At 56.2% G+C, this 26053-nt stretch carries 20 protein-coding genes and 1 tRNA gene; 7 read left to right on the top strand and 14 right to left on the bottom strand.

Features of this window, described 5'->3' with window-relative positions:
* Window positions 1-29: 29 nt before the first annotated feature.
* The gene (locus HZB23_13130; protein ID MBI5845600.1) at window positions 30-1676 is read right to left on the bottom strand and encodes a CTP synthase; all 1647 of its coding nucleotides are present in this window, start codon (window positions 1674-1676) and stop codon (window positions 30-32) included.
* 474 nt (window positions 1677-2150) lie between these two features.
* Here HZB23_13130 and HZB23_13125 point away from each other — a divergent pair.
* The 3 genes from HZB23_13125 (at window position 2151) to ychF (ending at window position 4569) form a co-directional block, all read left to right on the top strand.
* Window positions 2151-2236 (top strand) — tRNA-Ser (locus tag HZB23_13125).
* 425 nt (window positions 2237-2661) lie between these two features.
* The gene (locus tag HZB23_13120) at window positions 2662-3525 is read left to right on the top strand and encodes a flavodoxin family protein (GenBank protein MBI5845599.1); all 864 of its coding nucleotides are present in this window, start codon (window positions 2662-2664) and stop codon (window positions 3523-3525) included.
* Window positions 3526-3537: 12 nt separating this feature from the next.
* A complete protein-coding gene (gene ychF / locus HZB23_13115; GenBank protein ID MBI5845598.1) occupies window positions 3538-4569 on the top strand; it encodes a redox-regulated ATPase YchF in 1032 nt (343 codons plus the stop codon).
* A 220-nt stretch (window positions 4570-4789) separates the two neighbouring features.
* Here ychF and HZB23_13110 read toward each other — a convergent pair whose 3' ends face one another.
* From HZB23_13110 to HZB23_13100, 3 genes are all read right to left on the bottom strand, one after another.
* On the bottom strand, window positions 4790-6451 hold the full coding sequence (locus HZB23_13110; GenBank protein MBI5845597.1) for a hypothetical protein: 1662 nt from the start codon (window positions 6449-6451) through the stop codon (window positions 4790-4792).
* A gap of 83 nt (window positions 6452-6534) precedes the next feature.
* Window positions 6535-8469 carry a hypothetical protein gene (locus HZB23_13105; GenBank protein ID MBI5845596.1) on the bottom strand — a complete coding sequence of 645 codons (1935 nt, stop codon included), beginning with the start codon at window positions 8467-8469 and terminating at the stop codon, window positions 6535-6537.
* Between the two features lie 348 nt (window positions 8470-8817).
* A complete protein-coding gene (locus HZB23_13100; protein ID MBI5845595.1) occupies window positions 8818-10470 on the bottom strand; it encodes an NAD(P)/FAD-dependent oxidoreductase in 1653 nt (550 codons plus the stop codon).
* 164 nt (window positions 10471-10634) lie between these two features.
* Here HZB23_13100 and dctP point away from each other — a divergent pair, with 164 nt between their 5' ends.
* The 4 genes from dctP to HZB23_13080 all read left to right on the top strand — a co-directional run bounded on the left by dctP (window position 10635) and on the right by HZB23_13080 (window position 15194).
* Entirely contained in the window at window positions 10635-11891 is a 1257-nt protein-coding gene (gene dctP, locus HZB23_13095; protein ID MBI5845594.1) for a TRAP transporter substrate-binding protein DctP, read from the top strand.
* A gap of 294 nt (window positions 11892-12185) precedes the next feature.
* Window positions 12186-13142: a HAMP domain-containing histidine kinase gene (locus HZB23_13090; GenBank protein MBI5845593.1), complete on the top strand. Its 957-nt coding sequence runs from the start codon at window positions 12186-12188 to the stop codon at window positions 13140-13142.
* A 14-nt stretch (window positions 13143-13156) separates the two neighbouring features.
* Complete coding sequence (locus HZB23_13085) at window positions 13157-13888, top strand: response regulator transcription factor (protein ID MBI5845592.1); 732 nt, start codon at window positions 13157-13159, stop codon at window positions 13886-13888.
* Between the two features lie 439 nt (window positions 13889-14327).
* Window positions 14328-15194, top strand: a complete 867-nt coding sequence (locus HZB23_13080) for an SDR family oxidoreductase (protein MBI5845591.1) — start codon at window positions 14328-14330, stop codon at window positions 15192-15194.
* Between the two features lie 163 nt (window positions 15195-15357).
* Here the strand turns inward: HZB23_13080 and HZB23_13075 are convergent, their stop codons facing one another.
* From HZB23_13075 to HZB23_13030, 10 genes are all read right to left on the bottom strand, one after another.
* Complete coding sequence (locus HZB23_13075) at window positions 15358-16356, bottom strand: diguanylate cyclase (GenBank protein ID MBI5845590.1); 999 nt, start codon at window positions 16354-16356, stop codon at window positions 15358-15360.
* Window positions 16357-16414: 58 nt separating this feature from the next.
* Window positions 16415-17452, bottom strand: coding sequence for a chemotaxis response regulator protein-glutamate methylesterase (locus tag HZB23_13070; GenBank protein MBI5845589.1), 1038 nt, complete (start codon window positions 17450-17452; stop codon window positions 16415-16417).
* 125 nt (window positions 17453-17577) lie between these two features.
* Window positions 17578-18162: a chemotaxis protein CheD gene (locus tag HZB23_13065; GenBank protein MBI5845588.1), complete on the bottom strand. Its 585-nt coding sequence runs from the start codon at window positions 18160-18162 to the stop codon at window positions 17578-17580.
* A gap of 48 nt (window positions 18163-18210) precedes the next feature.
* A complete protein-coding gene (locus HZB23_13060; protein MBI5845587.1) occupies window positions 18211-19068 on the bottom strand; it encodes a protein-glutamate O-methyltransferase in 858 nt (285 codons plus the stop codon).
* A gap of 179 nt (window positions 19069-19247) precedes the next feature.
* Window positions 19248-19703: a purine-binding chemotaxis protein CheW gene (locus HZB23_13055; protein MBI5845586.1), complete on the bottom strand. Its 456-nt coding sequence runs from the start codon at window positions 19701-19703 to the stop codon at window positions 19248-19250.
* On the bottom strand, window positions 19703-22054 hold the full coding sequence (locus tag HZB23_13050; protein MBI5845585.1) for a PAS domain-containing protein: 2352 nt from the start codon (window positions 22052-22054) through the stop codon (window positions 19703-19705). The genes HZB23_13055 and HZB23_13050 overlap by 1 nt, the downstream gene beginning before the upstream one ends.
* A 17-nt stretch (window positions 22055-22071) precedes the next feature.
* Entirely contained in the window at window positions 22072-22488 is a 417-nt protein-coding gene (locus HZB23_13045; protein MBI5845584.1) for a cytochrome c family protein, read from the bottom strand.
* A gap of 218 nt (window positions 22489-22706) precedes the next feature.
* Window positions 22707-24884, bottom strand: coding sequence for a chemotaxis protein CheA (locus tag HZB23_13040; GenBank protein ID MBI5845583.1), 2178 nt, complete (start codon window positions 24882-24884; stop codon window positions 22707-22709).
* Between the two features lie 267 nt (window positions 24885-25151).
* Window positions 25152-25535 carry a response regulator gene (locus HZB23_13035; GenBank protein MBI5845582.1) on the bottom strand — a complete coding sequence of 128 codons (384 nt, stop codon included), beginning with the start codon at window positions 25533-25535 and terminating at the stop codon, window positions 25152-25154.
* A 225-nt stretch (window positions 25536-25760) separates the two neighbouring features.
* On the bottom strand, window positions 25761-26039 hold the full coding sequence (locus HZB23_13030) for an STAS domain-containing protein (GenBank protein ID MBI5845581.1): 279 nt from the start codon (window positions 26037-26039) through the stop codon (window positions 25761-25763).
* Between the last annotated feature and the right edge of the window lie 14 nt (window positions 26040-26053).

Genomic DNA, 26053 nt, shown 5'->3' with positions numbered 1-26053 from the left:
CGGAATCACGATGGCCTCCTTTGGCTGTTTCAGGATTTCCGGTTCTTGAGATTGAGGGCCGCCTTGATGAAGTCCCGGAACAGGGGGTGGCAGTCCATGGGGCGGCTCTTGAATTCCGGGTGGAACTGGCAGCCCAGGAACCAGGGGTGGTCCTTCAGTTCCACGATCTCCACCAGTTCGCCCTTGGGGGACGTGCCGCTTATCACGAGCCCGGCCTTCACCAAACCTTCCCGGTACTTGTTGTTGAACTCGTAGCGGTGGCGGTGGCGCTCGGAGATGGTGTTCTTTTCGTAAGCGGCGCAGGCGAAGGTATTATCGGCCACCATGCAGGTGTAGGCTCCAAGGCGCATGGTGCCGCCCTTTTCGGTGTCGTCGGTGCGCACCTGTACCGTGCCGCTGCGCTCGTCGTACCATTCCCGCATGAGATAAATGACCGGGTCAGGGGCGGCAAGGTCGAATTCCGTGCTGTCCGCGCCTTTTATTCCGGCCATGTTCCTGGCGTACTCGATGACCGCTATCTGCATTCCAAGGCAGATGCCAAAAAACGGAACCAGGTGTTCCCTGGCGTATTTCACCGCTATGATTTTCCCCGGAACCCCGCGTGAGCCGAAACCGCCCGGAACCAGAACGCCGTGGGCATCCGCAAGGATTTCGTCCACGTTGGCTTCCGTGATGGTCTCGGAATCTATGTATTTGAGATTCACCGATATGTCGTTGGCCACCCCGCCGTGGGTGAGGGCCTCGTTCAGACTTTTATAGGATTCCTTCAGATTCACGTACTTGCCCACGATGGCTATGGTGACCCGGTCGGTGGGATTGTTGATCTTTCGCACCAGCTCGGTCCAGGTGTCCAGGCGGGGCTTTCCGGTCCAGATATTCAAAAGCTCCATGATCTTGTCGTCAAGGCCCTGCTGGTGAAAGACTACCGGCACCTCGTAGATGCTCTCCACGTCCTTGGCGGTGAAGACCTCGTCCTGGCCCACGTTGCAGAAAAGCGCTATCTTGGCTTTAATGTCGTCCGACAGAAACTGGTCGGTGCGGCACAATATGATATTGGGCTGGATGCCTATACTGCGCAGCTCCTTCACGCTGTGCTGGGTGGGCTTGGTTTTCACCTCGCCTGCGGTCTTTATGTAGGGAACGTATGAGAGGTGGATGTATAAGACGTTCTCCTTGCCCGCCTCGCTGCGGAACTGTCTTATGGCCTCAAGAAAGGGCAGGCTTTCGATGTCGCCCACCGTGCCGCCTATTTCCACTATGACCACGTCGCCCTGGTCTCCCACTTTTTTTATGGCGGATTTTATTTCGTCGGTAACGTGGGGAATCACCTGGACCGTGCCGCCCAAGTACTCTCCCTGGCGCTCCTTCATGATCACCGAGTAATAGATTTTGCCTGACGTGAAGTTGGAATTTTTCCCGAGGCGCACGTTGGCGAAGCGCTCGTAGTGGCCGAGGTCCAGGTCGGTCTCGGCTCCGTCGTCGGTCACGAAGACCTCACCGTGCTGAAAGGGGTTCATCGTGCCGGGGTCCACGTTGATGTACGGGTCGAGCTTCTGGAAGGTGACCTTCAAGCCCCGGCTTTCCAGAAGAGCGCCGATGGATGCGGAAGCGAGCCCCTTTCCCAGGGATGAAAGCACCCCCCCGGTCACGAAAATATACTTGGTCGCAGAATACATGGCGGAATCCTTACGTGAAAAAATTTGGAATTGGCTTCTAATGGGCGGGCGGGTTTGGCCGTCACCAATGTTTATGAACCGGCAAAGAGCCCGGAAGTTTCCCATACCCTTACATGGCGTGGTTACAGGACTTCCCGACTTCAATATATTGTGTGGAGCTCTTTTACACCGGGACTTTTTACAAGTCCCGCAATTTTAACCCGGACTCGTGCAAGGTGTCAAGAAAAGGGGAAAATCATCGGGAAAAAGCCTTCCCATATTGATTTGAGGCTTCCGGCCTGTTGACCCCGGCTTTCTGAAATGCTATGAACCAGCCCCATCAGCCTGTTGAAAAAGGCCCGATATGAAGCCTGCCTAAAAACGATGAAGCGCAAAGAGTGCGAAAAGCCAATGAGTAAAAGCACTTAATGTACGTGACGGAATTGGCTTTGAAGCATGGCACAGCAATTCGCGTTTTTTGACAGGCTGCTATGCGGAGGGATGGCCGAGTGGCCGATGGCGGCGGTCTTGAAAACCGTTGGGTGAAAGCCCCGTGGGTTCGAATCCTACTCCCTCCGCCATTTTCCATCCTCATGATCGTTTTTCCGAATTTTTCCCGCCAGACTTTTCCCGCAATTTTCCCGAGCGCCCGAGCCTTCGCCCCGTATTCATTTCCAATCCTGCTTTAAGGTCATTGTTAGACGGTATCACGCAATGACTGTGAGGCTGGCCCCGCCTTGTAAAATGAACCTGACCCTCACGCTGGTTTTCGCTTGATAGGAAACGTGCTTCCAAGTTAAGAAAAGGCGCTTGTCCGCTTCCGTCTCTTTATGGTTCCGGCGGAAAGCTCTTTTAATCCGACATTATTAAGCGGAGCATGGTTCTTTTCCATTTTTCAAGAAATCCGGCAAAGGGAAGAAATGCTTCGGTCTTCCTCCCCCGCCGTTTTCTGGAAAACGAAAAATGGAAATAAATTGCGCTCCCGGTAATAAGGGATAAAATTCACATGAAAAAAATTCTGGGCATCATCGCCTCCCCCAGAAAACTGGGCAACAGCGAAATAATCATAAAGGAAATCGCGGGGCTTTCAGGCGTTGACCACGAGCTTTCGCTTCTGCGCCTGAACGATTTCGACATAAAGCCCTGCCTGGGTTGCTACCAGTGCCTTTTCAGGGCCGAGGGCTGCGTTCTGAAAGACGATTTCCCGCTTGTGGTTGACGCCATGGCCAAGGCCGACGCCTGGATAGTGGCCGCTCCGACTTACGTTTTAGGAGCCAACGCTTCCTTGAAACGCCTTCTCGATCGCGGCCTTGGCTTTTACAAAAGGGGGCGGGAGCTTTGGAAAAAGCCCGCAATAGGCATCGCCATCGCGGGTATGGAAGGCAAGGAAGGATACTCGAAGTTAAACGTCGATTCCTTCCTGCGGCTTTTCATGTCGGATGTAAAGGCGAGCGTCATCATGTACGGCGCGCTTCCGGGCGAAATCCTGATCCCTTTAGAAAACAGGCGGACAGCCGAAATCCTGGGCAAGGCCCTTTTCGGGGAGGCCCTGCCCGCAACCGGCCCGGTGTGCCCCCTTTGCGGCGGAGACACCTTCCGTTTCATGGATGATAAAAAAATCCGCTGCATGGTCTGCTCAAACGCCGGAACCTTTTCCGTCGAGTCGGGAAAGCCGGTCTTCAACATAGAAAGCTCCGGCCACGATCTTTTCCTCACAGAGGAGGACGCATTAACTCACAAGGCTTGGCTTTCATCCATGAAGGAAAGATTTCTGGCCCATAAAGACGAAATGAAGGCCATAACCCGGAAGTTCAAAAACACGGGCGTTTGGATCAGGCCCCCCGCCTCGTCCGAAAACCCCGAAGAATAAGGCGAACGCAACATGCAGATAGGAATCATAGGACTGGCCCAAAGCGGCAAGACCACGCTTTTCGAGGCGCTCACCAGAAACGATCAGGCAAAGTCCCGCAGAAACGAGGTCCAGGTGGGCGTGACAGACGTGCCCGACCTGCGGGTTGACCGCCTATCCGAAATGTACAAGCCCAAAAAAACCACCTACGCCAAAATCCAGTACGTGCTCCCGGCCCGCGCCTTGAGCGACAAGGAAAAGGACCAGGCGGCCCTCGTCACCGCCGTGCGTTCCGCAGACGCCCTTATAATGGTGGTGAAAAATTTCGCCGCCCCCGGAGGCGAGCCCCCCGCGCCCAAAAAGGACATCGCCGACCTTGATTCCGAGCTGGTTTTAACCGATCTGATCGCCGTTGAAAAAAAGCTGGAACGCATGGAACACGAGGCCAAGCGGGGAAAAAAGGCCGACCCGGAGGAGATGGAGCTTTTGAAGCGCTGCCACGAGGCGCTTAACGCGGACCAGGCCCTGCGCCACCACCCGGACCTTTGCTCGCCCCCCAAGCTGCGCGGCTATGCCTTTTTATCCGCAAAGCCGCTACTTATCGTGGTGAACAACGACGAGGCCGACGCGATTCTACCCGACCTCGGCGAAATCCCCCAAAAGGAAGCGGTGCTTGCCGTTCGTTGCAGGCTGGAGCAGGAAATCAGCCAGATGGAGCCTGAAGACGCAGCGGCCTTTCTCTCTGAATACGGGCTTGCCGAAACAGCCATGAACCTCATGATCAGGCGCTCCTACGAGCTTTTGGGCCTAATGTCCTTTTTCACCGTTGGCGAGGACGAAGTGCGGGCCTGGACCATCCGCTGCGGCACACCCGCCCTTGAGGCCGCAGGCGCGGTTCACTCCGACATCCAGCGTGGCTTCATCAGGGCCGAGGTTCTGGCCTACGACGACCTGATTTCCGCAGGCTCTTACGCGGAAGCCAGAAAGCGCGCCACCGTGCGCCTGGAGGGCAAGACCTACGAAGTTAAAGATGGAGACATAGCGCACTTCCGCTTCAATATTTAACAGGCTGTCCAAAAACGCGAATCGCTGTGTCGAGCATCAAAGCCAATTTCGGTCACGTACAAAAGAGTACGCTCCCTCATTGGCTTCTCGCTCTCCTTGCGCTTCATCGTTTTTAGCCAGCCTGTCGGGTTTGTGGCAGCTCAAAAGACGTAAAAAACCACATCTCAACAGAACAGCAAAATATAATGCGTTGAATATTTCAATCTCTGAGATTGCCGCTTCAATAATCCACCATGAAAAGGCCGGTTTGGGTGAGGGTGATGAAGGCGCGGCGGCGCTGAGGGTCCAGGGCCAGGCGGCGGCAGTAGGGGCCGACGTGGAAGGACGAGAGCACCCGCCCGGTTTCCGGGTTCATTATGCGCAAGTCCCCGCTTACGATGCTCGCGGCAAGCAGGATGCCGTTTTCATCATCGGAGGCCAGGGCCCGGACGCCTGTCTGCGCCGGAAGTTTCCGCAAGAGGGCCAGATCGGGAATCGAATAGACCCATATCCGCCCCCTGGCAATGTCCGGGATGTAAAGCTCGCGCCGCTTTTCCGAAATCACAGGGCGTTCGTCCGATTTTGGCGAAGGGGCGGATGCAAGGACTTGAAGGGTCTTGGCGTCCATTGAAATCACCTGTCCCGAAAGATACAGGTGGATGTAGAGCCTTCCGTTTTTTCCGTCCGTGGCCATGTTCGGGTTGCAGGGCATGGAAAGATTTTTGATCACCTTCTGCGATTTCAGGTCCACCGCGCTCAATCCGCCATTTTCCCAGGCCACGAAAAGCCTTCCCGCCTCTTTCAATAGTCCCGTCCTGGCGCTTCCCGTAAAAGGGGCTGCAAGGGGCGCGGCTCTCGTCACCTTAAGGGTTTCCGAATCAATGGTCAGAAGGTTTTTGGACTTCCTGTCCACATGGAAAATGAGTCCCGAATCGGGATCGACCGCAAGGTCCTCCACCTCAAGGGACGGAAGGTGAAAAAGGCCGCCCGGTGCAAGGGGCTCTTCCAGCGAAACGGCGAAATTAGGCCTTTCGGGCGAGGTATGCTTTCTGGTGATCAGAAGGCTTTGGGTTTTGGGGTTGATGAAGACCCCGTAAAGATCAGTGAGGGGAATGATTCCGGTGACGCCCGGCGAAACCGGCTGACCCGCAAGGTGAAAAAACAGGAAGGCCGCCGGGACGAAGCCCAGTAAACAAGCTGCCGCCCTTCCCGCCCCGCTTATGATTGATGCCGTTGACTGGCTTTTCGGGAAAAAGGCGCTTGCGGCAAGCCTTGCGTGAAAGGCCGGTGCAATGAAGTGGCTTGGGCCTGTAGTAAAAAAAAGCAGGAGCGATGCTTTGACGCCCGGAGCAGGCAGCCTTTCGGCCAGAAAAAAATTCACGAAAAAAATCAGCCCGCACCAGGCTGAAAATGCCGAAGCCGCAGGGAAAATTCGTGGAGATTTCAACGGAAGCGCAAAACCCGACGCAAGTAAGAAAGCCGCCGACAGGAACCCCGCGCTGACCAGGGCAGCCCGGCCATAGCCCCCCTTTTCCGGTAGGGTTTTCGGGCGGAAAAATCTCCTTGCCGCCCAAAGGGAGAAGGCGCTCAAGACCAGCGCCAGAACCGGGGCCTTGACTCTTCCGGGCCAGGCCGCCACCAGGGCGTGGACGGCCAGCCGCTCGCGGTAAACCCTCCTCATGTTGGCCCTTTGAGGGCCGGAAAGCCCGCCGCCGACATTTCGGGCGTCATCGGCGAACAGACCGTCAAACGGGGTCACGGCCCGGAGAGCGGTTTCAAGAAAGATGTCGCTGGAAAAAAACACGGAGATGAAAAAAATCGGGCTGACAAGGCAGGCTGCCGCAATCAAACGAAGAAATCTGCCGGATGACGGATTTGGCGGGTCGCGGGGTTCCTGGATCATGAACCTGGCCGGGATGGGATTTGAGGCGACAAGAGGCCGGAAAAAACAGGGAGGGGCCTGGATTGGCCCCTCCCTGAAAGGCATCAGAGACCGAGCGAGGATATGAAGCAGCCCCTGGCCGTGCCGGAGTCGTCGCCACGGGAAGTCCCAAGGTCTTCGTCAACGGGGGTGGGATCATCGGGTTGGTCGGCGTTGTAGAATCCAAGTCCGCCCGGGTCCTCCACTATCCAGTTGGCCTTGTCGTCTTCATCCCCTATGCCGCCGTCCACTACGGTTATGGTGAGCTGCTTCAAAGTTAAGTCCCACAAAGCGTGGTCGCCGTAATTGGACCATTGGCGCGTATTTTTGTCGAACTTCACCCAGGTATAGTACCAGGACTGCAGATCAGGAAAATAGAAGGTGACCTTGGCTTCTCCGCCCAACTCATTTGTTCTCACCGCCCAGTCGAAGATGCCGTAGGGCATTCCATCGGGCCTGCCTGCGGTTTCCGTGTAAATTGCGGGGTTGGCCGGTGAAAGCCTTACAATGGTTCCGCCTGTAACCTTCACACCCAGGGGCCTGCCGTTGTAGGAGAGAAAGGGCGTCACGTCTGCGGGATAATCCGCTATGCCGTTGTCGGTGAGATTTATGGTGACGTCCGACGTAACAACCGGCGCCTGGGAGCAGACCGCTTCGACACGCAGGCGGAAGACCGCGTTGGCATCGGCTGCTATTGCCGGGGCGAAAAATGTGGGCATTAAGGTGTTGTACTCGGAAAGGACCACGGTTGGGCCCGAAACCTGGGTCCAGGTATAGGAATAGATGTTGTAATTGGACGACTGCTCACCGTTTAAGGTGTGGGTCGTACCCTCCTGCACTGCGGTATTGAGACCGGCGTTGGATACCGGGTAGGCTTGCCCTGGCCCTAAGGTGTACCAGCGCCAGTCATCCATTCCCGGAACCATGTTGGAAACATTGGTGAACCCGTATTCGCTCAAAAAATTGGCCGCCAGGGTGGAACGGAAACCTTCGTCGGAAACCGTTACGATGGTGGCGCCAAAGCCGCCCACTTCGGCCTTGAGAGCTTCCACTTGTGCGGCCAGGACGCCGGAATTTAAAGGATAATTCGTGAAGCAGGGTATCCGGCGAGTATTAGCCTCGGCGGCTTCCCGCACGTCCAGAAAGATCGTGTCGCGGTTTTCCTCGGAAAGGGTCTTGGCTGCGTCAGGCGTAAGGTTTTTTGCGTACTTGAAATATCCTGCGTTCATGACGGCGTCGTTTCCGCCGAAAAGAAGCGAAAAGGCTGCGCTGGAATGGGGGGCCTGTCCGGGAGCCGGGGCTGCGGGGTACGGGTTGGGATAAGCCTCCGACCATTTCTCGTTATTGCCTCCGACATGGCGGTCAACCGCGACATACCCCGGTTTCAGCTCGAAGGTGAGGTAGAAATTGCCGGGCTCCTGGGAGGCCAGCATGTAGTCGCCCGCGCTGTAACCCCAATCCCCGGTGTATGAATAGTCCTGGCTCACCACCGCGCCTGTGGCGGCGTCATGCAATTGAACCAGCCAGTTTGAAAGGCCCGGCTCGCCATCATCGAGTATCCCGTTCCTGTTGGCGTCATCCCACACCCTGCCCTTGGCGATTCCAAGGCGAGACTTGAACTCAGCGATCATGATGGTGTGGCTGTTAATGGGCCAGTTCATCGAGCTATCGCCGCCAAGCGGACCGCGCCATCCATTGTCGAAATAAAAATGGGAGTCCAACTCTCCGGGAAGCACCAGGGCCGGGTCGCGGGGCATGGGTACTGCGCGGAAGTTGTGCACCACATTGGCGCTCATGACGTATGTATATGGATAACTGGGGGTGTAAACTCCGTCCACCAGAATATCTCCGGCCCCTGCGGGCCTGACCGCGACCCAAAGCGTGAAATTCGGGAAAGCGTGAGCAGGAGTCGCGGCTGCAAGGACCGCCGTCGCCAGAATCACCGCCGTAATGGTTGCGGCGAAAAACCGCCGTTTCGTCAGGTCAGTCTTGGGGGTCATGGCGTAAACGATCTCCTTTCAAAAAGGCGGATACCGGTATTCAAAAAAATGTTTGAGAGCTTTCGGGAAAACGCTGTTTCCCCGGCCAGGCGACACCTGAAAGCCTGAATTTCCGCCGGAAGTCCAAACCGGCTGCCGGTTTTCCGCTAAGGCCGTTTCTTGAAATATGTCCGGGCACTTCTGTATGGCGGTCTGTGGATGACAATTATGCCATATTGTAAAGGCAAACTGCAAGGGTCATTTTTTCCCCTGCCCGGCTTTTTGGGGACAGGTCGGAATAATTTTCCCCGGCCATTAAACCTTACGGGTAAAAACACCCCAACACCCGGCCATAAACAGGGATTTTGATCATCCCCCCCAGTCCTTCATCATCTTGTGAAAGGTCATGGACGCCCCGATTATGGTTCCTCCGTAACCCGCCCCCGGATTGCCCCAGGCGCTTGCAAGATAAAGGCCCTTCACCGGCGTCCGGTTGTCTATGCGGTTGATGAAGTCGTTGTCTGTGCCGTGGTCGAATCCGTAAATCGCCCCCTGGGGGTTTCCTGTGTAGCGCCTGTTGGTTAACGGCGTGGCGGAATCGGACACCGCTATCATGGACCTAAGGCCTGGAATCAGGCGTTCTTCGGTCCTTTTGATCAGTGTGTCGGTCCAGCGCTTCTTTTCCTTGAGATATTCGGTCTTGCGGCCCTCGTCGTAGTCGGCCTCAAAGCGCTTCCAGGGCTCGTATCCAGAAAGAATCACAATGCTTACGGTGGACTTTCCGGGTTTGGAATAGCCCTTGTAGGCGTTGTCGTAAATTGCGGCCAGAAAACCGCAGCGCTCCACGTTGCCGGAAAGGAAATCGTTGTAGTCGGATTCCGGGCCGTTTCCAGAAGATATGAAAATTTCGTAATCCTTTATGGTTTCGGTGATGTCCCGGTCAAGGCCCAGCCACACGATGAAGGACGACAGCCCCACCCGGTAGGAGGAAAGCTTTTTCCGATAGCTTTTGGGAGTGGCTTCCGGGGGCAGGAGCCTGAAAAAGGTGGCGGGCGCGGAGGCGTTGCTCACCACGGCGCGCGCGGGATAGAACTGCCCGGCGGCTGTCACCCCTTTCACAGCGCCCTTTTCGGTGTGAATCCTCTCTACTTCCGCGCCGTAGACAATCTCTCCGCCGTGGGCGGTTATGACATCTGCAAGGGCGTTTGAAAGGTCCTGGCTCCGGCGCTTTACGTAGTGCGCGCCGCTTGTCATGTAATCGGCGGCGGGCCCCACGAAATAATTGGCCGAAAGCCTGGAGGGCGGAAGCCCGTAGTAGGGCCAGGTGGCTGCAATGATGCCTACAAGATCGGGGTCGGTGATCCCGAAGCCGCCAAGAACCTCCGAAAGAGTGCGATAACCCATCTTGAACATGTTGGGATACTCGAAGGGAAAGGACGCATAAAAGGAAGCGCCTTCAAGGGTGGGATTTTTCATCATCACCCTCTTGCCCTCTTCGGAAACCTTTTGCATGAACTCGACGAACTTGACGATTTTGGCCGAATGCGCGGGAAAAAGACCCGAAAGAAGCCTTGCGTAACCGGCAGGGTCCTTCTGGGGAACGCGCACGAACGAGCCGTCCGGAAGCAGGATGGAGTACTGTTCCGGCAAAAGGGAGAACTCCACCTTGTCCCACACGCCCAGGTAGCGCAGGATTCGCTCCTCCGCGTTGTTTTCCCCTGCCGCCGTGGCATGGAGGGAGACCTCGAAATCAAAGGCCCCGGCCTCCCTCTCGAAACTCGTCGCATAGCCTCCGGGGATGTTATGCATCTCAAGCACCGTGACCGGAACGCCCTGCCTTGCCAGGAAGGCGGCGCAGGTAAGGCCCCCAAGGCCCGCTCCTATGACCGCCGTGGGATAGTCCTTTTTCGGGCCCATGGTGGCCGCAAAGGCGTTTATGCTGTTCCAGTCCAGGGCGAAAGAAGCCGCAGCGGATGCTGAAATTGCCAGAAAGGTCCTTCGGCTCATACGGGGGGATGACATGTCGGTCCTTTCAAAAAAATATTCGCAATTTTAAATTGGAGGGCTTCATGACGGGAAAATGCATTAATTTCTTATCTTACTTGATTTTGAATAAAATTCAATGTATATTTGATAAACATTGTCCAAAATATCGAGTGCGGCCAACACGCCAATAGGGGGTTTTCATGAAAAGATTCCTTTCGCTTTTTCTGCTCATCATGTGTTTCACGCTTGTATCAGGCAGTTTCAACGCCGTCAGCGCCAAGGAAGTGGCTCAATACCGCTGGAAAATGGCCACCCTGGCTCCGGATGGAGTGGGATGGGCGAAACATATAAAGAGTGTCGTGTTCCCCGCCATAAAGGAGGCCACCAACGGCAACCTGGTTGTAAAGACCTACTGGGGCGGGGTCATGGGCGATGAAGAGGAATATATCAAGAAAATGCGCATAGGCCAGCTCCAGGGCGCGGGTTTCGCGGGCCAGGGAACGGTTCTGGTGTGCCCCGAAATAGCGGTCCTCACCCTTCCCTTCCTCTTCAACAACTACGCCGAGGTGGATTACATCAAAAAGAAGATGTCCCCCACCTTTGACGGACTCATGAAGCAAAACGGCTACTACATGCTCTTTCTGGCCGACCAGGACTTTGACCAGGTGATTTCCACCAAAAAGCCCCTGGCCAAGCTGGAGGATTTCAAAGGCGTGCGTTTCATAGAATGGTACGGAGCCATCGAGGTCAGCCTTCTCCAGTCCCTGGGCGCACAGCCCATAAGGGTCCAGGTGCCTGAAATCGCTTCTTCCATAAGGCTCGGCACCTGCGAGGCCGCCATCGGCCCAAGCCTCTGGATTGTCGGCTCCCAGCTTCACACAACGGTAAAGTACATCAACCCGTTAAAGATCCGTTACTCGCCCTCCCTTATCGCCATTACCATCGACACCTGGCACAAGCTGCCTGAGGAATACCGGAAAGAGTATTTCAGGATACGCGAAAGGGTGATGGGTGAGTACGGCGCAAGGGTGCGCGAGGACAATGCCAAGGGCCTTGAGGCCCTTTTCGGCTACGGCGTTAGAAAAGTCACCACAAGCCCCGCCGATCTCGAAGTGATGAAGAAAAAGACCAGGGCTGTGTGGAACAGCATGTCGGACGACCTCTATCCGAGGGAGCTGCTCGATGAGGTGATGGGCTACCTGGATGAATTCCGTGGAAAGGGAGGCGGAAAAAGGTCCACCTGGTCCAGCGACGACACTGAAACAAGGTCCGAAGGCGGGGCCCACGTCCGCGCAGTCCAGGAAAAGTTGAAGGGCCTGGGCTATTACAAGTCAAGGGTCGACGGTATGACCGGCCCCAGTACCTACTGGGCCATCCAGCGCTACCAGAAGGCCAAGGGGCTTGCCGTAACAGGCGGAATCAATGCTGAGACACTGAAAAGCCTGGGTATTCAATAGCAGCCTGTCTAAAAACGCGAATTGACAGTGCCCGTGCTTCAAAGCCAATTCCGTCACGTACGAGCATCCTGATTTAGCCCAAGAACTCTGCGATTTCTTGGGCGGGTACGCTCGCTCATTGGCTTTTCGCACTCCTTGCACTTCATCGCCAATATTTAGACTGGTATCCAGGCTTCGCATACAGCCTTTTTCAACGGGCTGATAGGCTTTTTCCCCATCAAGTCTTGAACGCGGCGCCGCCCGGCTTCGGACGGCGCCGCGTTCTTTTTAACCCCAAATTTCGGCCAGGCCCGAATGCAGACATCCCGCTGGATATTCCACCCCGTAGCCATACTGGTCTATTCCATCCTGGCCCTGGCCAGTTCGCTTTTCCTCTATATCTACTGGTACGTCGAGGCAAGCTCGGCCGTAAGAATCGTGGCAAAGCGGCTAAACGCCGATCCTTCCCAGTTTTCCAGCTACCAGACCTGGGTGGTCATTTCCATACTGTCCATCCTGGTGGGCATCATCCTCATGGACATCATCATTTTCTTTGTTTACAATATAAAGATTCAGATGCTCTACAAGGCCCAGAGAAACTTCATCAACAACTTCACCCACGAGCTGAAGACCCCGGTAACGTCCATAGCCCTTTACCTGGAAACCTTCCTGGCCCACGACCTTGAAAAGTCCGAGCGCGACCGTTTTGTAGGCTACATGCTTTCGGACGTGGCCCGCCTGACGGACAATATCCAGAGCATCTTAAACCTTGCAAGGATGGAAAGCCAAAGCTACAGTGAAAAAATGGAAGCCGCCGACCTGGTGGAAACCGTGCGCCGCATCTGCCGGGAAAACGGGCACCGGCTTCCAAACGCCGAAATCGTGATCGAAGAACCGGCGGACTGGCCAATACTGTGCCGCTTGAACGTCCCCCTTTTCGAGATGCTCGTGGTGAACATCCTCACAAACGCCATAAAATACAATGAGTCTCAAAAGCCTGGGGTGAGGATTTCCTTTACGCCCGGTAAACGCAAAGTGACAATTAAATTTTCTGACAACGGCATCGGTTTGGAAAAGAAACACCTGAAGAAAATTTTCAACAAATTCTACCAGGCGGGCAACCCCAACACCCGCACGGCCCGGGGAAACGGCCTGGGACTCTATCTGGTCCACGGCGTCACGAGGATACACAAGGGAAAAATTTCAGCGCTTAGCGAAGGCCCCGGCATGGGCTCCACCTTCATCCTTAAACTGCCGATTTTAAAGGCGTAAGGACACCACTTCACATGGCGACCGGCAGGGAAAACAGCAAAAAGCGCAGAATTTTGGTTGTGGAAGACGACGAGCACGTGGCCGAGGGCCTTGCGCTCAACCTGACGCTGGCGGGCTACGAGGTCGACAGGGCCGCCTCCGGGCCTGCGGCGCTTGCCCGTTACAGGGACCAGCCACCTGACCTTATGGTGTTGGACATAATGCTTCCGGGCATGGACGGACTTACGGTGCTGCAGAACATCCGCCTTACCGACGACAGGATTCCAATACTCATCCTTTCCGCCAAGGGCGACGTGGACGACAAGATCAGGGGGCTGGCCCTTGGTGTGGACGACTACCTTTCCAAGCCCTTTCACCTGGGCGAATTTCTGCTAAGGGTTTCGCGCCTTCTTGCCCGCAGTTCCTGGCGGGCCAGGGAGTCGGGCCTTGCTGCGGAACTGACCGGAACCTATGAATTCGGCCCCAACCGGGTCAACCTCGACACCTTTGTCGCCGAATGCCCAAAGGGCGCGATACGCCTTTCCGAGCAGGAGATCAAACTGCTGAAACTCTTTTTCGCCAACAAGGGAACCCCCCTGTCACGCAAGGACATACTGGCCATCGGCTGGGGTTACGCCTCGGACACCGAAAGCCGCACCGTGGACAACTTCATCGTGCGGTTTCGCAAGCACTTCGAGGTTGATCCGAAAAATCCGGTCTATTTCAAGAGCGTTCGTGCGGTGGGATACGTTTTTGACCACGAATGACTCATTTTTCAACGTGACTATGAACTATTCACAGCTTATGGCGACAATTGTGAATAGAAAAGCCGAAGAATTGCCAAGGGTCGTCACCCAGGCGTTGCGCCGGGGTCCAGAAAAATGCTGCAAAAGGCAAAAAACTGGATTCCGGCCTCCGCCGGAATGACGGAGGGCGCGGCTTTTCTCTTTTCTTCCCCCATTAAAAACTGAGAATTGTATAGAGCCACATTTTTCAAAAAAGTGACAATTTTGGCCTTGCGTGCCTCTTGATAATTTTTCCAGACTGGTATAAAAGTCAAATGAGTGACCTCTAAGTGGTCCGACAACTTGCCCGGTCAAAAAACCGGCGGGCAGTCGGTCACTAACAGTTGAGACGCATTTTCACCGGAACGAGTTTTCGGATCATGTTTTCACGGTTCAATAACCCATAAAAAAGGATGGCCCCATGAATCTCAAGAATCAGGTAGTGCTCATCACCGGCGGTGGAAGCGGCATAGGGCGGCTCATGGCCAAGAATTTCGGCAGGGAAGGCAGCCGCGTGGTGCTTTGGGACATCAACGAGGCGGGCCTTAAGCGCACCGCCGAGGAGATCAAGGCTGAAGGCGGTGAGGCCCACTCCTACATCTGCGACGTATCCAACAACGAGGCCGTGTACGAAGTCGCCGCCAAGGTGGCCAAGGAAGTGGGCGGAGTGGACATTCTGGTCAACAACGCTGGCATCGTCACCGGCAAGCCTTTCTTGAAGTGCACGGACGAAGAGGTACGGCGGACCATGGAAGTGAACGCGCTGGCCCATTTCTGGACCATCCGCGCCTTTTTGCCCGGAATGATCAAGCGGAACCACGGGCGCATAGTGACCATCGCCTCGTCGGCAGGCTGGGTTGGCGTGGCCTCGCTGGCTGATTACTGCGCATCCAAGTTCGCCAACGTTGGCTTCCAGGAGGCCATCCGCCAGGAACTCCGCAAGGATGGCGTCAAAGGCGTTTCCACCACCCTGGTGTGCCCCTTCTTCATCGACACCGGCATGTTCAAGGGCGTGAAGACACGTTTCAATTTCCTTCTGCCCATCTTAAACGAGGACAAGGTGGCCGCCAACGTCGTGAAGGCAGTCAAAAACGATCGGATGCTCTTGAAGATGCCGCCCTTCATCTACACCGTGCCCTTTTTCCGGCTGGTGCCTCCCGCCGTGATGGACGTGGTTGCGGAATTTCTGGGCGTCTCATCCTCAATGGACGAGTTTGTCGGGCGGGCGAAAAACGCGGCCATCGCCAAGCTCCCCAAGGGGAAAAAGGCCACCGGCTCGGCTGCGTAAAAACGCGGAGGACCAATCTGCGGTTTGCCGCCCTGGGCTTCGGCTTTTTCAAAGCCTGCAAGGCGCTTTATGCATAAAACGGAAAAGGGCGAGGCGTACGTTATGTACGTCGAGCCCTTTTCCGTTTCGGCCTCGATGCGGCTTTACGGTTGCCTTTCTATAGTCAGGATGCCTCCTGGCAGTTCTCGCCCTTCTGCCTTTCGGCCTCCTCGTCCTTCAAGTCCTTTTCGATGGACTCGTAGGTTATGACCCGGTTTCTGCCCAGCTTCTTGGCCCGGTACAGGGCCTTATCGGCGCATTCCACAAGGGTCTTGTGGTTGGGGATGTCGGGATGCGGAAAGGTGGCCACGCCCACACTGATGGTGACCTTTAAAACCAGGTTGCCCGCCATTACCTCGCAGCTTTCCACCGCATGACGGAGGCGGTCGGCCACCATGAAGGCCGCAGGCCCCGGAGTGTGATAAAGGATGAGGGCGAATTCCTCGCCGCCGTAGCGGGCCGCGAGGTCGGTTTCGCGAAGGCTTGCCTCGATGATGCGCCCAAGGTTCTTTAAAACTATGTCGCCCACCGGATGCCCGTAGGTGTCGTTGAACTTCTTGAAAAAATCGATGTCGCACAGGATGCAGGAGAGCGCCTCGTGGTACCTGACTGAGCGCTGGAAATCCTTCACGAGGGCCTCCTGGAAATACCGGTGGTTGAAGAGCCCGGTAAGCCCGTCGCGGTTGGCCAGGTCCTGGAGCTGCCTGTTCAAGTCCTGCAGCTCACGGTTTTTTTCCTGAACCGACTCGTAAAGCTCCTTTATGCGAAGGTGCGTGTTGACCCTGGCCACCAGTTCGCCCTCGTCAAAGGGCTTGGTGACATAATCCGAGGCCCCGGCTTCCAGGCCGCGCACCTTGTCGGCGCTCTCGGCCTTGCTGGTGAGCATGATGATGGGTATTTCGGACGTCAGGGCGGATTTCTTTATGCTTTCGCACACGGCGTAGCCGTCCAGGCCGGGCATTATGAGGTCCAGAAGGATCAGGTCGGGCTTTTCCTGTTCGGCGGCGATAATACCCTTCTCTCCGTCTCCGGCCAGAAAAACCGTATGACCGCGCTTTTGAAGGATGGTCTTGGCCACGTGGGCCACCAGCCGACTGTCATCTATAACCAAAATCCTGGCCATCTCGCGCCCGCCTGATCCGTTACCGTCCTGTTAAAACCCGAATTGAACAGCCGCCACCTTACCATGACTTGGCATGGGCAAACACAACATCGGCTATTTCCGAAAGCCCCGCCACCCGGCACACCCCTCCCATTTCCGCAGCGACCCTGGGCATTCCGTAAACCACAGAAGAATCCTCATCCTGGGCCACGGTGAAGCTCCCGGCCTGCCTCATGGCCAAAAGGCCGCGCGCGCCGTCGTCCCCCATGCCCGTAAGGACTATTCCAACCGCCTCCCTGCCCGCAGACTCTGCCACCGACTGAAAAAGTACGTCCACCGACGGTTTCTGGTGATTCACAAGCGGCCCGTCGTCAAGGCGGACGTAATACCCTATGCTGTCGCGCAAAAGCCGCATGTGGCGTCCGCCAGGAGCCACCAGCACCTTGTCCTTTGCCAATCGTTCCCTGTCCTTGGCCTCGGAAACCGGAAAACCCAGAAGGCTGTCCAGCCTCTGAGCAAAGGAGGCTGTGTAGCGCGGGGGCATGTGCTGAACTATCACTATGCCCATTGTCTTGTATTTCATGGATGAAAGCAGGCGCTCGATGGCCTGGGTCCCGCCCGTGGATGCGCCTATGGCCATAATCTTCATTATGCGCGACATGCGCACCGCCTTTTTGGCGGTTTCAACCCGGCGCACGGTGACCGAGGGCCGCACCCTGGCCCAGCCCGCAGCGCGAATCTTTGCGGTTATCTCGCGCCTGATCTCGTTCAAGCTTTCCTCCACGTTACTGGTGGGCTTGGGAACGAAATCGATGGCTCCCGCCTCCAGGGCCTCCATGGTGCGCATGGAGTTTTCCTGAGTGTATGAGCTTATCATTATAACCGGCAGGGGCTTATAGGCCATAATTCTTTTTAAAAAGGTGATGCCGTCCATGCGGGGCATTTCGACATCCAGGGTCACGACGTCGGGGCTTTCCTCCATTATCCAGCGTTTGGCTTCAAATGGGTCTGCAGCCTGCCCGATGACCTCCATGTCCGTTTCGGCGGAAATTATCCGGGAAAGGATGGATCGCACCACGGGTGAATCATCCACTATGAGGACACGGATTTTTCGCATAAAAGCTCGTCCCGCCAATCCGCTTAAAAAAATCGTGAATATCGAAACCGGGGTTTCAGGATTTTTGCCATGTTACGGTTACCGGGCGGAAAAGGCGTCCGACCCGGCGCGTCACCCAAAAAAAATCAGAACATGATGACCGAAGGCTTTTCCACCCTGGGATGAAAAACCCTGCTTTTGTAGGCGGCCTCGTCGTTAAGGGCCTCCGGTATGGCCGAGACGTCGAAGCGCTTTAAAAGCACCTTTGCCGTGTCGCTGAAAAAAAGAACCTTACGCCCCTGTTTTCCGCCCACGTCCTGACGCTGGGGGGGGATGCCTTCAAGTTCCAGGAATTTTGACGCAAACCTGACGTTGGAGCCGGTTATGTCTCCGTCGGAAGTCCTGAACTTCAAGACGTTGCCGCCGCCGAAAACCTTGGCCTTGAGCCTCTCCCGGCGAGCGCCGCTCTTGATTAGCTCGCCTATCAGAAGCTCCATGGCGTACATACCGTAGCGCCCCACCTCGGAGGTGAATATTTCATCAGGATGAACCATGCCCGGAAGAAGGAAGTGATTCATGCCTCCTATCTTGCGGTCGATGTCGTAAATGCAAGCTGCCACGCAGCTGCCCAGCATTGTGTAAAGAACCTCGCCGTTGGTGGAGACGTAGTAATCCCCGGCCTTCAGCATGACCACCTGACGCTTCAATTTATGGCTGTAAAAACGTCGCAAGGGCGGTCTTTCCGGTCTTACGTTTCAACAGATGAGGCTTCCTGCCAATCAGGGCCTTATATTTGCCGGGCCGTTGCAGTTTTTCCTGTAAACCGCCTGCCCCACCAGGGTGAACCGGTCGTCGACCCCGAAAAGGGACTCCGTTCCGCCGAGAAAGAGGTAGCCGTCGTCGGCCAGAAGGCGGTGAAACTCGGAGACGATGTTTTTTCTCGTGGCCGCGTCAAAGTATATCATGACATTGCGGCAAAGGATAACCTGAAAAGGCCCCCTTATGGGATAGGGCGAATTCATCAGGTTCAGCTTCCTGAAACTCACCCGGTTCCTTAAAATGGCCTTTACCCGATAGGGCGGAGGCGGCTTGCCCCTGGGTGTGCTGAAATACTTGGAGAGAAGCTCCGGGGCCACCTCTCCGGCTGTCTCAGCCCCGTAAATTCCCAAGGATGCGGTTTTTAGGGAATCGGAATCCACATCCGTGGCCAGAATTTTGAAATCCCAGGTAAAGACCTCACGGGCCTTTTCGGCCAGTATCATGGCCACTGTGTAGGGCTCCTGGCCCCGCGAGCAGCCAGCAGACCATATGCGCAGCTTTCGCGTGCTCCTTTGCCGAAGCGCCAGGCCGGGCACGATTACGTCGGCGAAGTGGGCGAGCTGGCCCTCGCCCCGGAAAAATCTGCTCTGGTCTATTGTTACGTGGTTAACGATTGTGGCAAGCTCCCCGGCACCCTGGGGGGTTCTGATATACCGGAAAAACGAGGCGTAGGACGGTATGCCTAGCGCTTCCATGCGGGCGGCAAGTTTTCTGCCGAATCCCGACCTCTTGTGATCGGGCAGCGTAATCCCCACCAGCTTGTAAAAATAGTTCACGTAAAGGGCGTATTCGATTTCCGAAATCTCTGGAAACATCATTAATTACCGGAAGCAAGGTTAGGGGCTGTTTCCATTTTCGGTTTTCGCGGAAACCGCCGAAAACGGCGGGTGATGAATGTCCTGTCAGACCTTCTCCAGATGTATCCCCATGAAAAATAGAAAGGAACAACGCTCCGGGCAATGATTCGCCGCCGCCTTATCAAGGTCATGGCCAGGAGCTAGGTCGCGTCCACCATTTCCAGCTCTTCCGGTGAAAGAAGGCGGTCCATGTCGAGAAGGATCACCATGTCCTCGTCGTGCTGGCCCACCCCCTTGAGAAACTCCCTTCTGATGCCCGGCGGAAGGTTCCCTGTGGCCTGGACTTCGGTGGGAAGGATGTCCAGGACGTCCGAAATCTCGTCCGCAATCAACCCCATCACCCTTCCTGCGATTTCCACAACGATTATGACATGAAAGGAGTTATAGTCGCCCTGGGTAAGGCCGAACTTGTCCCTCAGGTCGAAAACAGGCAGTATGACTCCCCTCAGATTGATGATGCCCTTTACGAAACCCTTCATGTACGGGAGCTGTGTGATCTTCCGATAGGAAAAAACCTCCTTGATCTTGAAGATCTCGATGCCGTAGGCTTGGCCGCTCAAGGAAAAAACAACGTACTGTGTTGTCGTCGTTGTCATCAGAACTCCTCGAATCCTTCCTCGAACTCCTTGTCCAGGACATCATCGGGCAAGTCTTCCATTGCCGACTTGTGAACCAGGTCCTCACGAAGGGCGCGGTTTACCGGCTTGGTCTTCCTGCGGTCCCTTTTTACCGAGGCTTCGGAATCGGGGGCCTTTGCGGCGCGTTCCGGCTCGAAGGAGTCCTTGGCCCCCAGAATGAAGACCGAGGTGATCTCCTGGAGCTGCCTGGCCTTTTCCTTCAGCTTGTTGGTTTCCTGGGCAAGCTCGTCCACAAAGGACGCGTTCTTCTCGTTCACCTCGCAGACCTCCTGGGTGCCCTGGTTGATCTGCTCGATACCCCGGCTGATCTCTTCGCTTCCCATGGAGACCTCGCCCAGGGCTTCGGACACCTGGGTGGACTGGGTGACGATCCTGGAAAAACGCTGCTCCAGCTCGCCTACCCACTGGCGGCCCGATGAAACCTTGTCCACGATTTCCCGCACCAGGGACTGGATGTCCTTGGCCGCAGCAGCCGAACGGTTGGCAAGGCTTCTTACCTCGTTGGCGACCACCGCAAAGCCCCTGCCCTGCTCGCCCGCGTGCGCCGCCTCCACCGCAGCGTTTATGGAAAGAAGCTTGGTCTGGAAGGTGATTTCGTTGATCAGGTCCATCATCTCCACCACCTTGTGGCTCGCGCTTTCCATCTGGGCCATGGACTGGGCGGTCTTGACCACCTGCTCGCCGCCCTCGTGGGCCACTTTGACGGCCTCCTTTGCCTGGGCGTCGGAATGGCGGGTGTTGGCGAGATTTTCCGAGGTGGTTGAGACCAGCTCCTCCAGGGTGGCTGAGATTTCCTCCATGGCCGCAGCCTGCTGCTCGGTGCGCTGGGCCAGGGACTCGTTTTCACGGCTGATGCGAAGGACTCCGTTGGTGACGGGAAGGATGGCGTGCTTGACCTGGAGAAGAAGGGCCTGCATTCCTTCCAGGGTCTCGTTGATCCTGTGGGTTAAAATGTCCAGGGCGTCGTTGGTTCCGCCCGGAAGGGCCCTGAGGGTAAGGTCGCCCTGGCTCACCTTTTCCAGAACCTGGGAAAGCTCCACAACCTTTTGCTCCAGGTTGCGCTTGTCCTCCTCCTCGCGGGCGTAGGAATCCCTGAGCCTGCGTTCGGCCTCCACCTCCACGGAAAGGTCGCGCATTATCTCGAAGGCTCCCAGGACAGTTCCCGACGAATCCTTGAGAATGGCCGCAGAGCAGATAACCGGGACCGGACGGTTCTTGCGGCCCGGAAGCGCCGTTCTCTGGCCCACTATGGGCTCCCTGGTTTCAAGCGCCCTTTTTATGGGGCACTGGTCCCGGTATTCCTCGGTAAGAAAAACATCATGGGAATATTTTCCTATAACGTCTTCGGCGCGCTTGCCCAGAAGGGTCAAAGCGCCCTGGTTCACGAAGGTCACCCTTCGCGTCGGGTCCACCATGAAGAAGGGGTCGGAAATGCCCAGCTTCAAGCTGTCCGCGTACTCCATGCGGTCGCGGATGCTGGTGATCATCTTGTTGAAATCGCGGGCCAGCCTTCCTATGGAATCTATGGAGTCGTCAGTCACGGTGACATTCACGTCGCCCTCTGCAACCAGGGCCGTCTTTTCCTGAAGCGCTCCAAGCCGCTGGGTGACCATGGTGGAAAAAACCATGTAAAAAACCAGGACGATGAAGCCCAATGCGACAAGTGAAATGACAAGAGTCCAGGCGCCTGTTTTCCTGACCTCGCTCTTGACTTTTTCCATCGGCAGGGCAACCAGCATTGCGCCCAATATTTTCCGCTTCTCCCCGTGGCAGTGGAAGCAGGATTCCGTGTCTTCGGAATTCATGCTTTCACCACCCTTTCCGGGAGCCTTGTTTTGCAGGGGCTTTATGGTGACAAGGTAGTCCTTGTCGTCTATCTCCTCATTGAATTGGCGGCTGGGAACCTTACCCCTGGAAAGGGCGTCCTCCAGGGCCTTCAAGGTTGATTTATGCGACAGGTGCTCGGTCAGTTTGACACCGCGCCACTTGGCATCCGAGGAAAACCGGACGATCTGCTCCAGGTCCGATATGTATATCCGCAAGCCCTTCATCTTCTTGCCGGTCTGTTCCAACTCACGCACCACGGCGTCAGTATCGCCAAGGCTCATGGGATAGATGAACCCGGAATAGGTCTTGTTGAAGATGTTCTCGGAAAAATCTTGGGCAAGATTGTTGGCCAGCTTGTTCTGGCTGTGCCACATGAATAAAAGATTGATCAGCATGAAAATGGCCACCACAAGGAGCGTGGCCAAGAGCATGTTTCTTCTAAGTGTGTCTTTTTTGAAAAAGGACTGGATGATTTGATGCATTTTATAATTCCTCCGGACTAATGAGCGCCCGCGTAAATTACACCCTTGTAGCGGAAAGACTTCACCTTGGCGTCCTTGTGGCATTTTTCGCAGACGTCGATGGTAACCTTCCGCACTATGTGGGCCATGTCCATTGTCTGGGTGTGCAGCTTTCCTGGACCGTGGCAGGCCTCGCAGCCCACGTCGGCAAGATGGGGCGTCTTTTCGGGACTCACGAACCCGGTGGGTTTTCCGTAGCCGGTTGTGTGGCACCGGTAACAGCTTTCCCGCTCCTTGGGCTCCAGACCCTTCATCCGCTTGACGGACTGATAGGCCTGGCTTTTACGGGAAAACTTCATGAACCTGTCGTAGATGGCCGTATCGGCCTTGTTGTGGCATTCGGCGCACTTGGCCGAGCCCACGTAGCCGCCGCCCAAAACCGGCGATTCCCCCATAAGGTCGAACGCGTCATTTCCGTTTGCGCCCAACATGTCGTCGGCGGCCATGTCGGCCCCGGCAGGGGGCGAGGCAGGAGGGGCGGCCGCCGGTTGAGCGGCAGGCGCAGCCGGAACCGTGGGCGGAGGTGCCCAGGCCGGTGTGGCGAAGATCATTACAAGAACGACGCATACCCCTGCCGCCGCCGTCACTGTGCCCATTATCCACCACGGTCTTCTCATACGTCGCTCCTGCCCTGTCGAAAAACCATTTCCTCCAGCGCGAACAGGTCCAGCACCAGGGACAGGGATCCGTCCCCCATGATGGTTGCGCCCGCTACGCCCTTTACGCTTCGAAAGTTGACCTCCAAGCTTTTAACCACCACCTGGTGAGGATCCAAAACCTGGTCCGCCAAAAGTCCGAACCTCTGGCGGGACGTATCTATGAAAACCAGCACCCTGCCCGGATCGGGATATTCCTCACCGCCTATCATGGTGCCGAAAAGCTGGCTGATTGAAACCACCGGAACGAACTCGTCCCTGAAACGGTAGACCCTTTCCTCTGCCCCGAAAAAACGCACCGCTTCGGGCCTGTATCCCTCGGTGCCCACGACCCCCCAGAGCGGAACCAGGTAGCTTCTGCCGTGCGCCTTAACGTGCAGCGCGTCCATAAGGGCGAAGGTGAGGGGAAGGGAAAGGGTGAAGGTGGTTCCCTTGCCTTTTTCCGTTGTGGCCGAAAGGGTTCCGCCCAGTTTCTCGACCTCGGTGCGCACCACGTCCATACCCACGCCACGGCCCGAAAGCGCGGTGACCTCGGCGGCGGTGGAAAATCCGGGGCGGCAGATGAAATCCAGAAAATTATCCTGGCCCACCGCCTCTCCGGTTTTGAGAAGGCCCATTTCGGCGGCCTTGCGGGCGATCCTGTCAAGGTCCATGCCCCTGCCGTCGTCCTTTATCTGGACCAGTATCATGCCGCCCTTCTGGAAGGCGTTGAAGGTGATGACGCCCTCCACCGGCTTGCCTGCGGCCACACGCTCCTCCGGCGCTTCCATGCCGTGATCCACGCAGTTTCTGATGATATGTTTGAGAGGATCGGTGATGTGCTCGATGACTTCCTTGTCAAGCTCGGTATCAACCCCTTTGAGTTCAACCCTGATGCGTTTTCCCTGCTCGAAGGCGGTGTCGCGGGCGATTCTCTGGAAACGCCTGAAAGTGCCTTCAAGCGGGAACATCCGAATCTGGGCCACCCGCTCCTGGAACTCCCGGTTGATCTTTAAAAGATTTTCAAGCTCCTGCTCCATGTCCGGGTTCCGGTGGCCGGGCGCGTTTTCCTGGATGTCCTCCATGCGGGAAACCGCTATTCCGATTTCCTCTGCAAGGTTTACAAGGTGGTTGATCTTGTCCACGTCCACCCGGACAGAGGTCTTGCGATAGGTGGTCCGGCTTTCCTCCTGCTGGCTCACCACCTGCCGCAGGACGCCCTCGTCCACCTTGCCGCCCTCCACGAGGATGGTTCCAAGCTTTTTCTGCTTCTGGAGGGCCTCGCCAAGGTCTTCGCGGGTTATTATGCCGCGTTCGAGAAGGACCTCGCCCAGGGGCCGTTCCCCGGCCTGTCTGTCAACGCCTTCCTTGTAACGATCCGTGACCTCTTCGATGGCTATGGCGTTGTCGTCCTTGACGAAAAGAAAAACATCGGAGATGTCTTCTATGGTGGCCTTTCCCTTCACCACGATCCGCCAGGAAAGGTAAAGGCTGAAGGGGTCCATTTTTTCGTAGGCGGGCAGGTTGGACAGATCGGCCACGACGTCCACCACCTCCATCATTTCGGAAAGGCCAAGTATGAGCAGGATGGGGTCCTGGCCCGACTCGAAAATGCCCTCGCGGAATTTCAAGTCTATCTGGTAATAGCGGTCGCCGTCCCCTTCGGTCTTTCCGGGCAGGACGGCGGCGGGCTTCTTGGTCTCCCGTGGGGCCTGTGACGGGGCGGACTTGGGCGCAGCCGGGGTGATGTCCTCGCCGGGGATGCCGTCCATGCCGAGAAAACGGTTGAGCTGGGCCTTGCGGCTTCTTACTGTTTCGGGGTCGGCCTCCTGCTCGCCGCGCCCCCCGCGATCTACCATCTGCCGGAGGAAATCGACGTCGGTCAGAAGAAAGCTGATAAGGGGCTTGGTGATGGTGAGGCGCCCGGAGCGCATCCTGTCCAGAAGGTTTTCCAGAATGTGCGAGTATTCCGAAATAGTGGAGAAACCCACCATGGCCGAGCCGCTTTTAAGGGTGTGGATGGCCCGGAACAGCTCTTCCACGTCCCCGCCCGGCTGGGGCGCGGCTTCGAGCCTCAAAAGGCTTTCCTCCGCCATGCGCAGAAGGTCTTCGGTTTCGGCGAAGAAAATCTGCAAGGTTTCGTCCTGCTCGTTCATCACGCTCCACCGCCAGCAAAAACCGCTATAGCCGCCATCCTTATAAAATCAAGTCAACCCAACCAGCCAAACAAGCCGCCTTTTCCACTTTCTTCCCTACACACTTGCCTGTCCGGCTTTTCTTTTCGCCCACGCAACGACCAGGCCGATCAAAAGCGATGAAAGGCAAGGAAGACGAGCGGCGCGGGGAGGAATAGCACTTTTCGTACATGACGACCCGCGCCGTGAAGTCTGACACTTAAGTTCGCGCTTTTGGACGTCCGCCTATCATTTCGTATAAATTAGTTTTCGTATGGCCCACAAGAGCTGTTCGGGATTGAAAGGCTTGATGAGCCACCCGGAAGCCCCGACCTTTTTTCCCTTTTCTATCATGGCCTGTTCGCCCTCGGTGGACAGGACCAGTATGGGCAGAAAACGGAAAGGGGTGTTTTTCACCCTGCCGATAAATGTTATTCCATCCATGCGGGGCATGTTTATGTCCGTCAGAATAAGCGCCAGGGCCACGCCTTCCTGCCTCAGGGTCTCCAGGCGCTCCAGGGCCTCCATGCCGTCCTTGGCCTCGTCGACCTCGTAGCCGGCATTCCTTAAGCAGAACGCCACGGAAGAACGGATGGTGGGCGAATCATCAACGACCATGATGTGTTTTGACATTTTATCCCGCGCCAGATTTGTTGGATACCGGACGCTCCCCCCCCTTGAGATGATTGGACAGGCAAGAATCGATGCCTTTACAAATTTGCCCTCCACCAGGGCCTGACACGCAAGCTGCGGCCAGGACTCCTTATGGCTGCGGGTCACGGCGTTTTGCGAACTCATCAAGAATTGAAACGGGAAGGCTTAATAAATACAAGTATCCGAAAACCGAAAAAAATCAAGTCATGAAACAACCATGTCCTTTACCCCGCACAGGGAAAGGAGTTTTTCCATTTCAGGCGACAGGGCCTTTATTTTCCATTCGACCCTCTTGCCCAGGTGCCGTCTGAAGGCCGTAAGAAACTGGATGGAAGCGGTATCCGCGAACTCCACCTCGGCAAAGGAAAGAGTGAGGGTCTTGACGCGGGCGCCTGCCGTTTCCAGGATGTCCTTGAAGTAATCGAGATCGTGGATGGTAAGCTCCCCCTTGAAGGCGAAAGCGCCGTCTTCGTCCTGGGTCATTATAAAATGCCTGG

Source organism: Deltaproteobacteria bacterium, from assembly GCA_016235345.1.
GTDB lineage: Bacteria > Desulfobacterota > Desulfobacteria > Desulfobacterales > Desulfatibacillaceae > JACRLG01.
This window is presented reverse-complemented; position numbering and strand designations above follow the sequence as displayed.

What these genes read in the sequence shown, in the direction of transcription:
- HZB23_13130 (MBI5845600.1), bottom strand. Translation starts at nt 1,676, where the DNA reads ATGTATTCTGCGACCAAGTATATTTTCGTGACCGGGGGGGTGCTTTCA.
- HZB23_13120 (MBI5845599.1), top strand. Translation starts at nt 2,662, where the DNA reads ATGAAAAAAATTCTGGGCATCATCGCCTCCCCCAGAAAACTGGGCAAC.
- ychF (MBI5845598.1), top strand. Translation starts at nt 3,538, where the DNA reads ATGCAGATAGGAATCATAGGACTGGCCCAAAGCGGCAAGACCACGCTT.
- HZB23_13110 (MBI5845597.1), bottom strand. Translation starts at nt 6,451, where the DNA reads ATGATCCAGGAACCCCGCGACCCGCCAAATCCGTCATCCGGCAGATTT.
- HZB23_13105 (MBI5845596.1), bottom strand. Translation starts at nt 8,469, where the DNA reads ATGACCCCCAAGACTGACCTGACGAAACGGCGGTTTTTCGCCGCAACC.
- HZB23_13100 (MBI5845595.1), bottom strand. Translation starts at nt 10,470, where the DNA reads ATGTCATCCCCCCGTATGAGCCGAAGGACCTTTCTGGCAATTTCAGCA.
- dctP (MBI5845594.1), top strand. Translation starts at nt 10,635, where the DNA reads ATGAAAAGATTCCTTTCGCTTTTTCTGCTCATCATGTGTTTCACGCTT.
- HZB23_13090 (MBI5845593.1), top strand. Translation starts at nt 12,186, where the DNA reads ATGCAGACATCCCGCTGGATATTCCACCCCGTAGCCATACTGGTCTAT.
- HZB23_13085 (MBI5845592.1), top strand. Translation starts at nt 13,157, where the DNA reads ATGGCGACCGGCAGGGAAAACAGCAAAAAGCGCAGAATTTTGGTTGTG.
- HZB23_13080 (MBI5845591.1), top strand. Translation starts at nt 14,328, where the DNA reads ATGAATCTCAAGAATCAGGTAGTGCTCATCACCGGCGGTGGAAGCGGC.
- HZB23_13075 (MBI5845590.1), bottom strand. Translation starts at nt 16,356, where the DNA reads ATGGCCAGGATTTTGGTTATAGATGACAGTCGGCTGGTGGCCCACGTG.
- HZB23_13070 (MBI5845589.1), bottom strand. Translation starts at nt 17,452, where the DNA reads ATGCGAAAAATCCGTGTCCTCATAGTGGATGATTCACCCGTGGTGCGA.
- HZB23_13060 (MBI5845587.1), bottom strand. Translation starts at nt 19,068, where the DNA reads ATGATGTTTCCAGAGATTTCGGAAATCGAATACGCCCTTTACGTGAAC.
- HZB23_13055 (MBI5845586.1), bottom strand. Translation starts at nt 19,703, where the DNA reads ATGACAACGACGACAACACAGTACGTTGTTTTTTCCTTGAGCGGCCAA.
- HZB23_13050 (MBI5845585.1), bottom strand. Translation starts at nt 22,054, where the DNA reads ATGCATCAAATCATCCAGTCCTTTTTCAAAAAAGACACACTTAGAAGA.
- HZB23_13045 (MBI5845584.1), bottom strand. Translation starts at nt 22,488, where the DNA reads ATGGGGGAATCGCCGGTTTTGGGCGGCGGCTACGTGGGCTCGGCCAAG.
- HZB23_13040 (MBI5845583.1), bottom strand. Translation starts at nt 24,884, where the DNA reads ATGAACGAGCAGGACGAAACCTTGCAGATTTTCTTCGCCGAAACCGAA.
- HZB23_13035 (MBI5845582.1), bottom strand. Translation starts at nt 25,535, where the DNA reads ATGTCAAAACACATCATGGTCGTTGATGATTCGCCCACCATCCGTTCT.
- HZB23_13030 (MBI5845581.1), bottom strand. Translation starts at nt 26,039, where the DNA reads ATGACCCAGGACGAAGACGGCGCTTTCGCCTTCAAGGGGGAGCTTACC.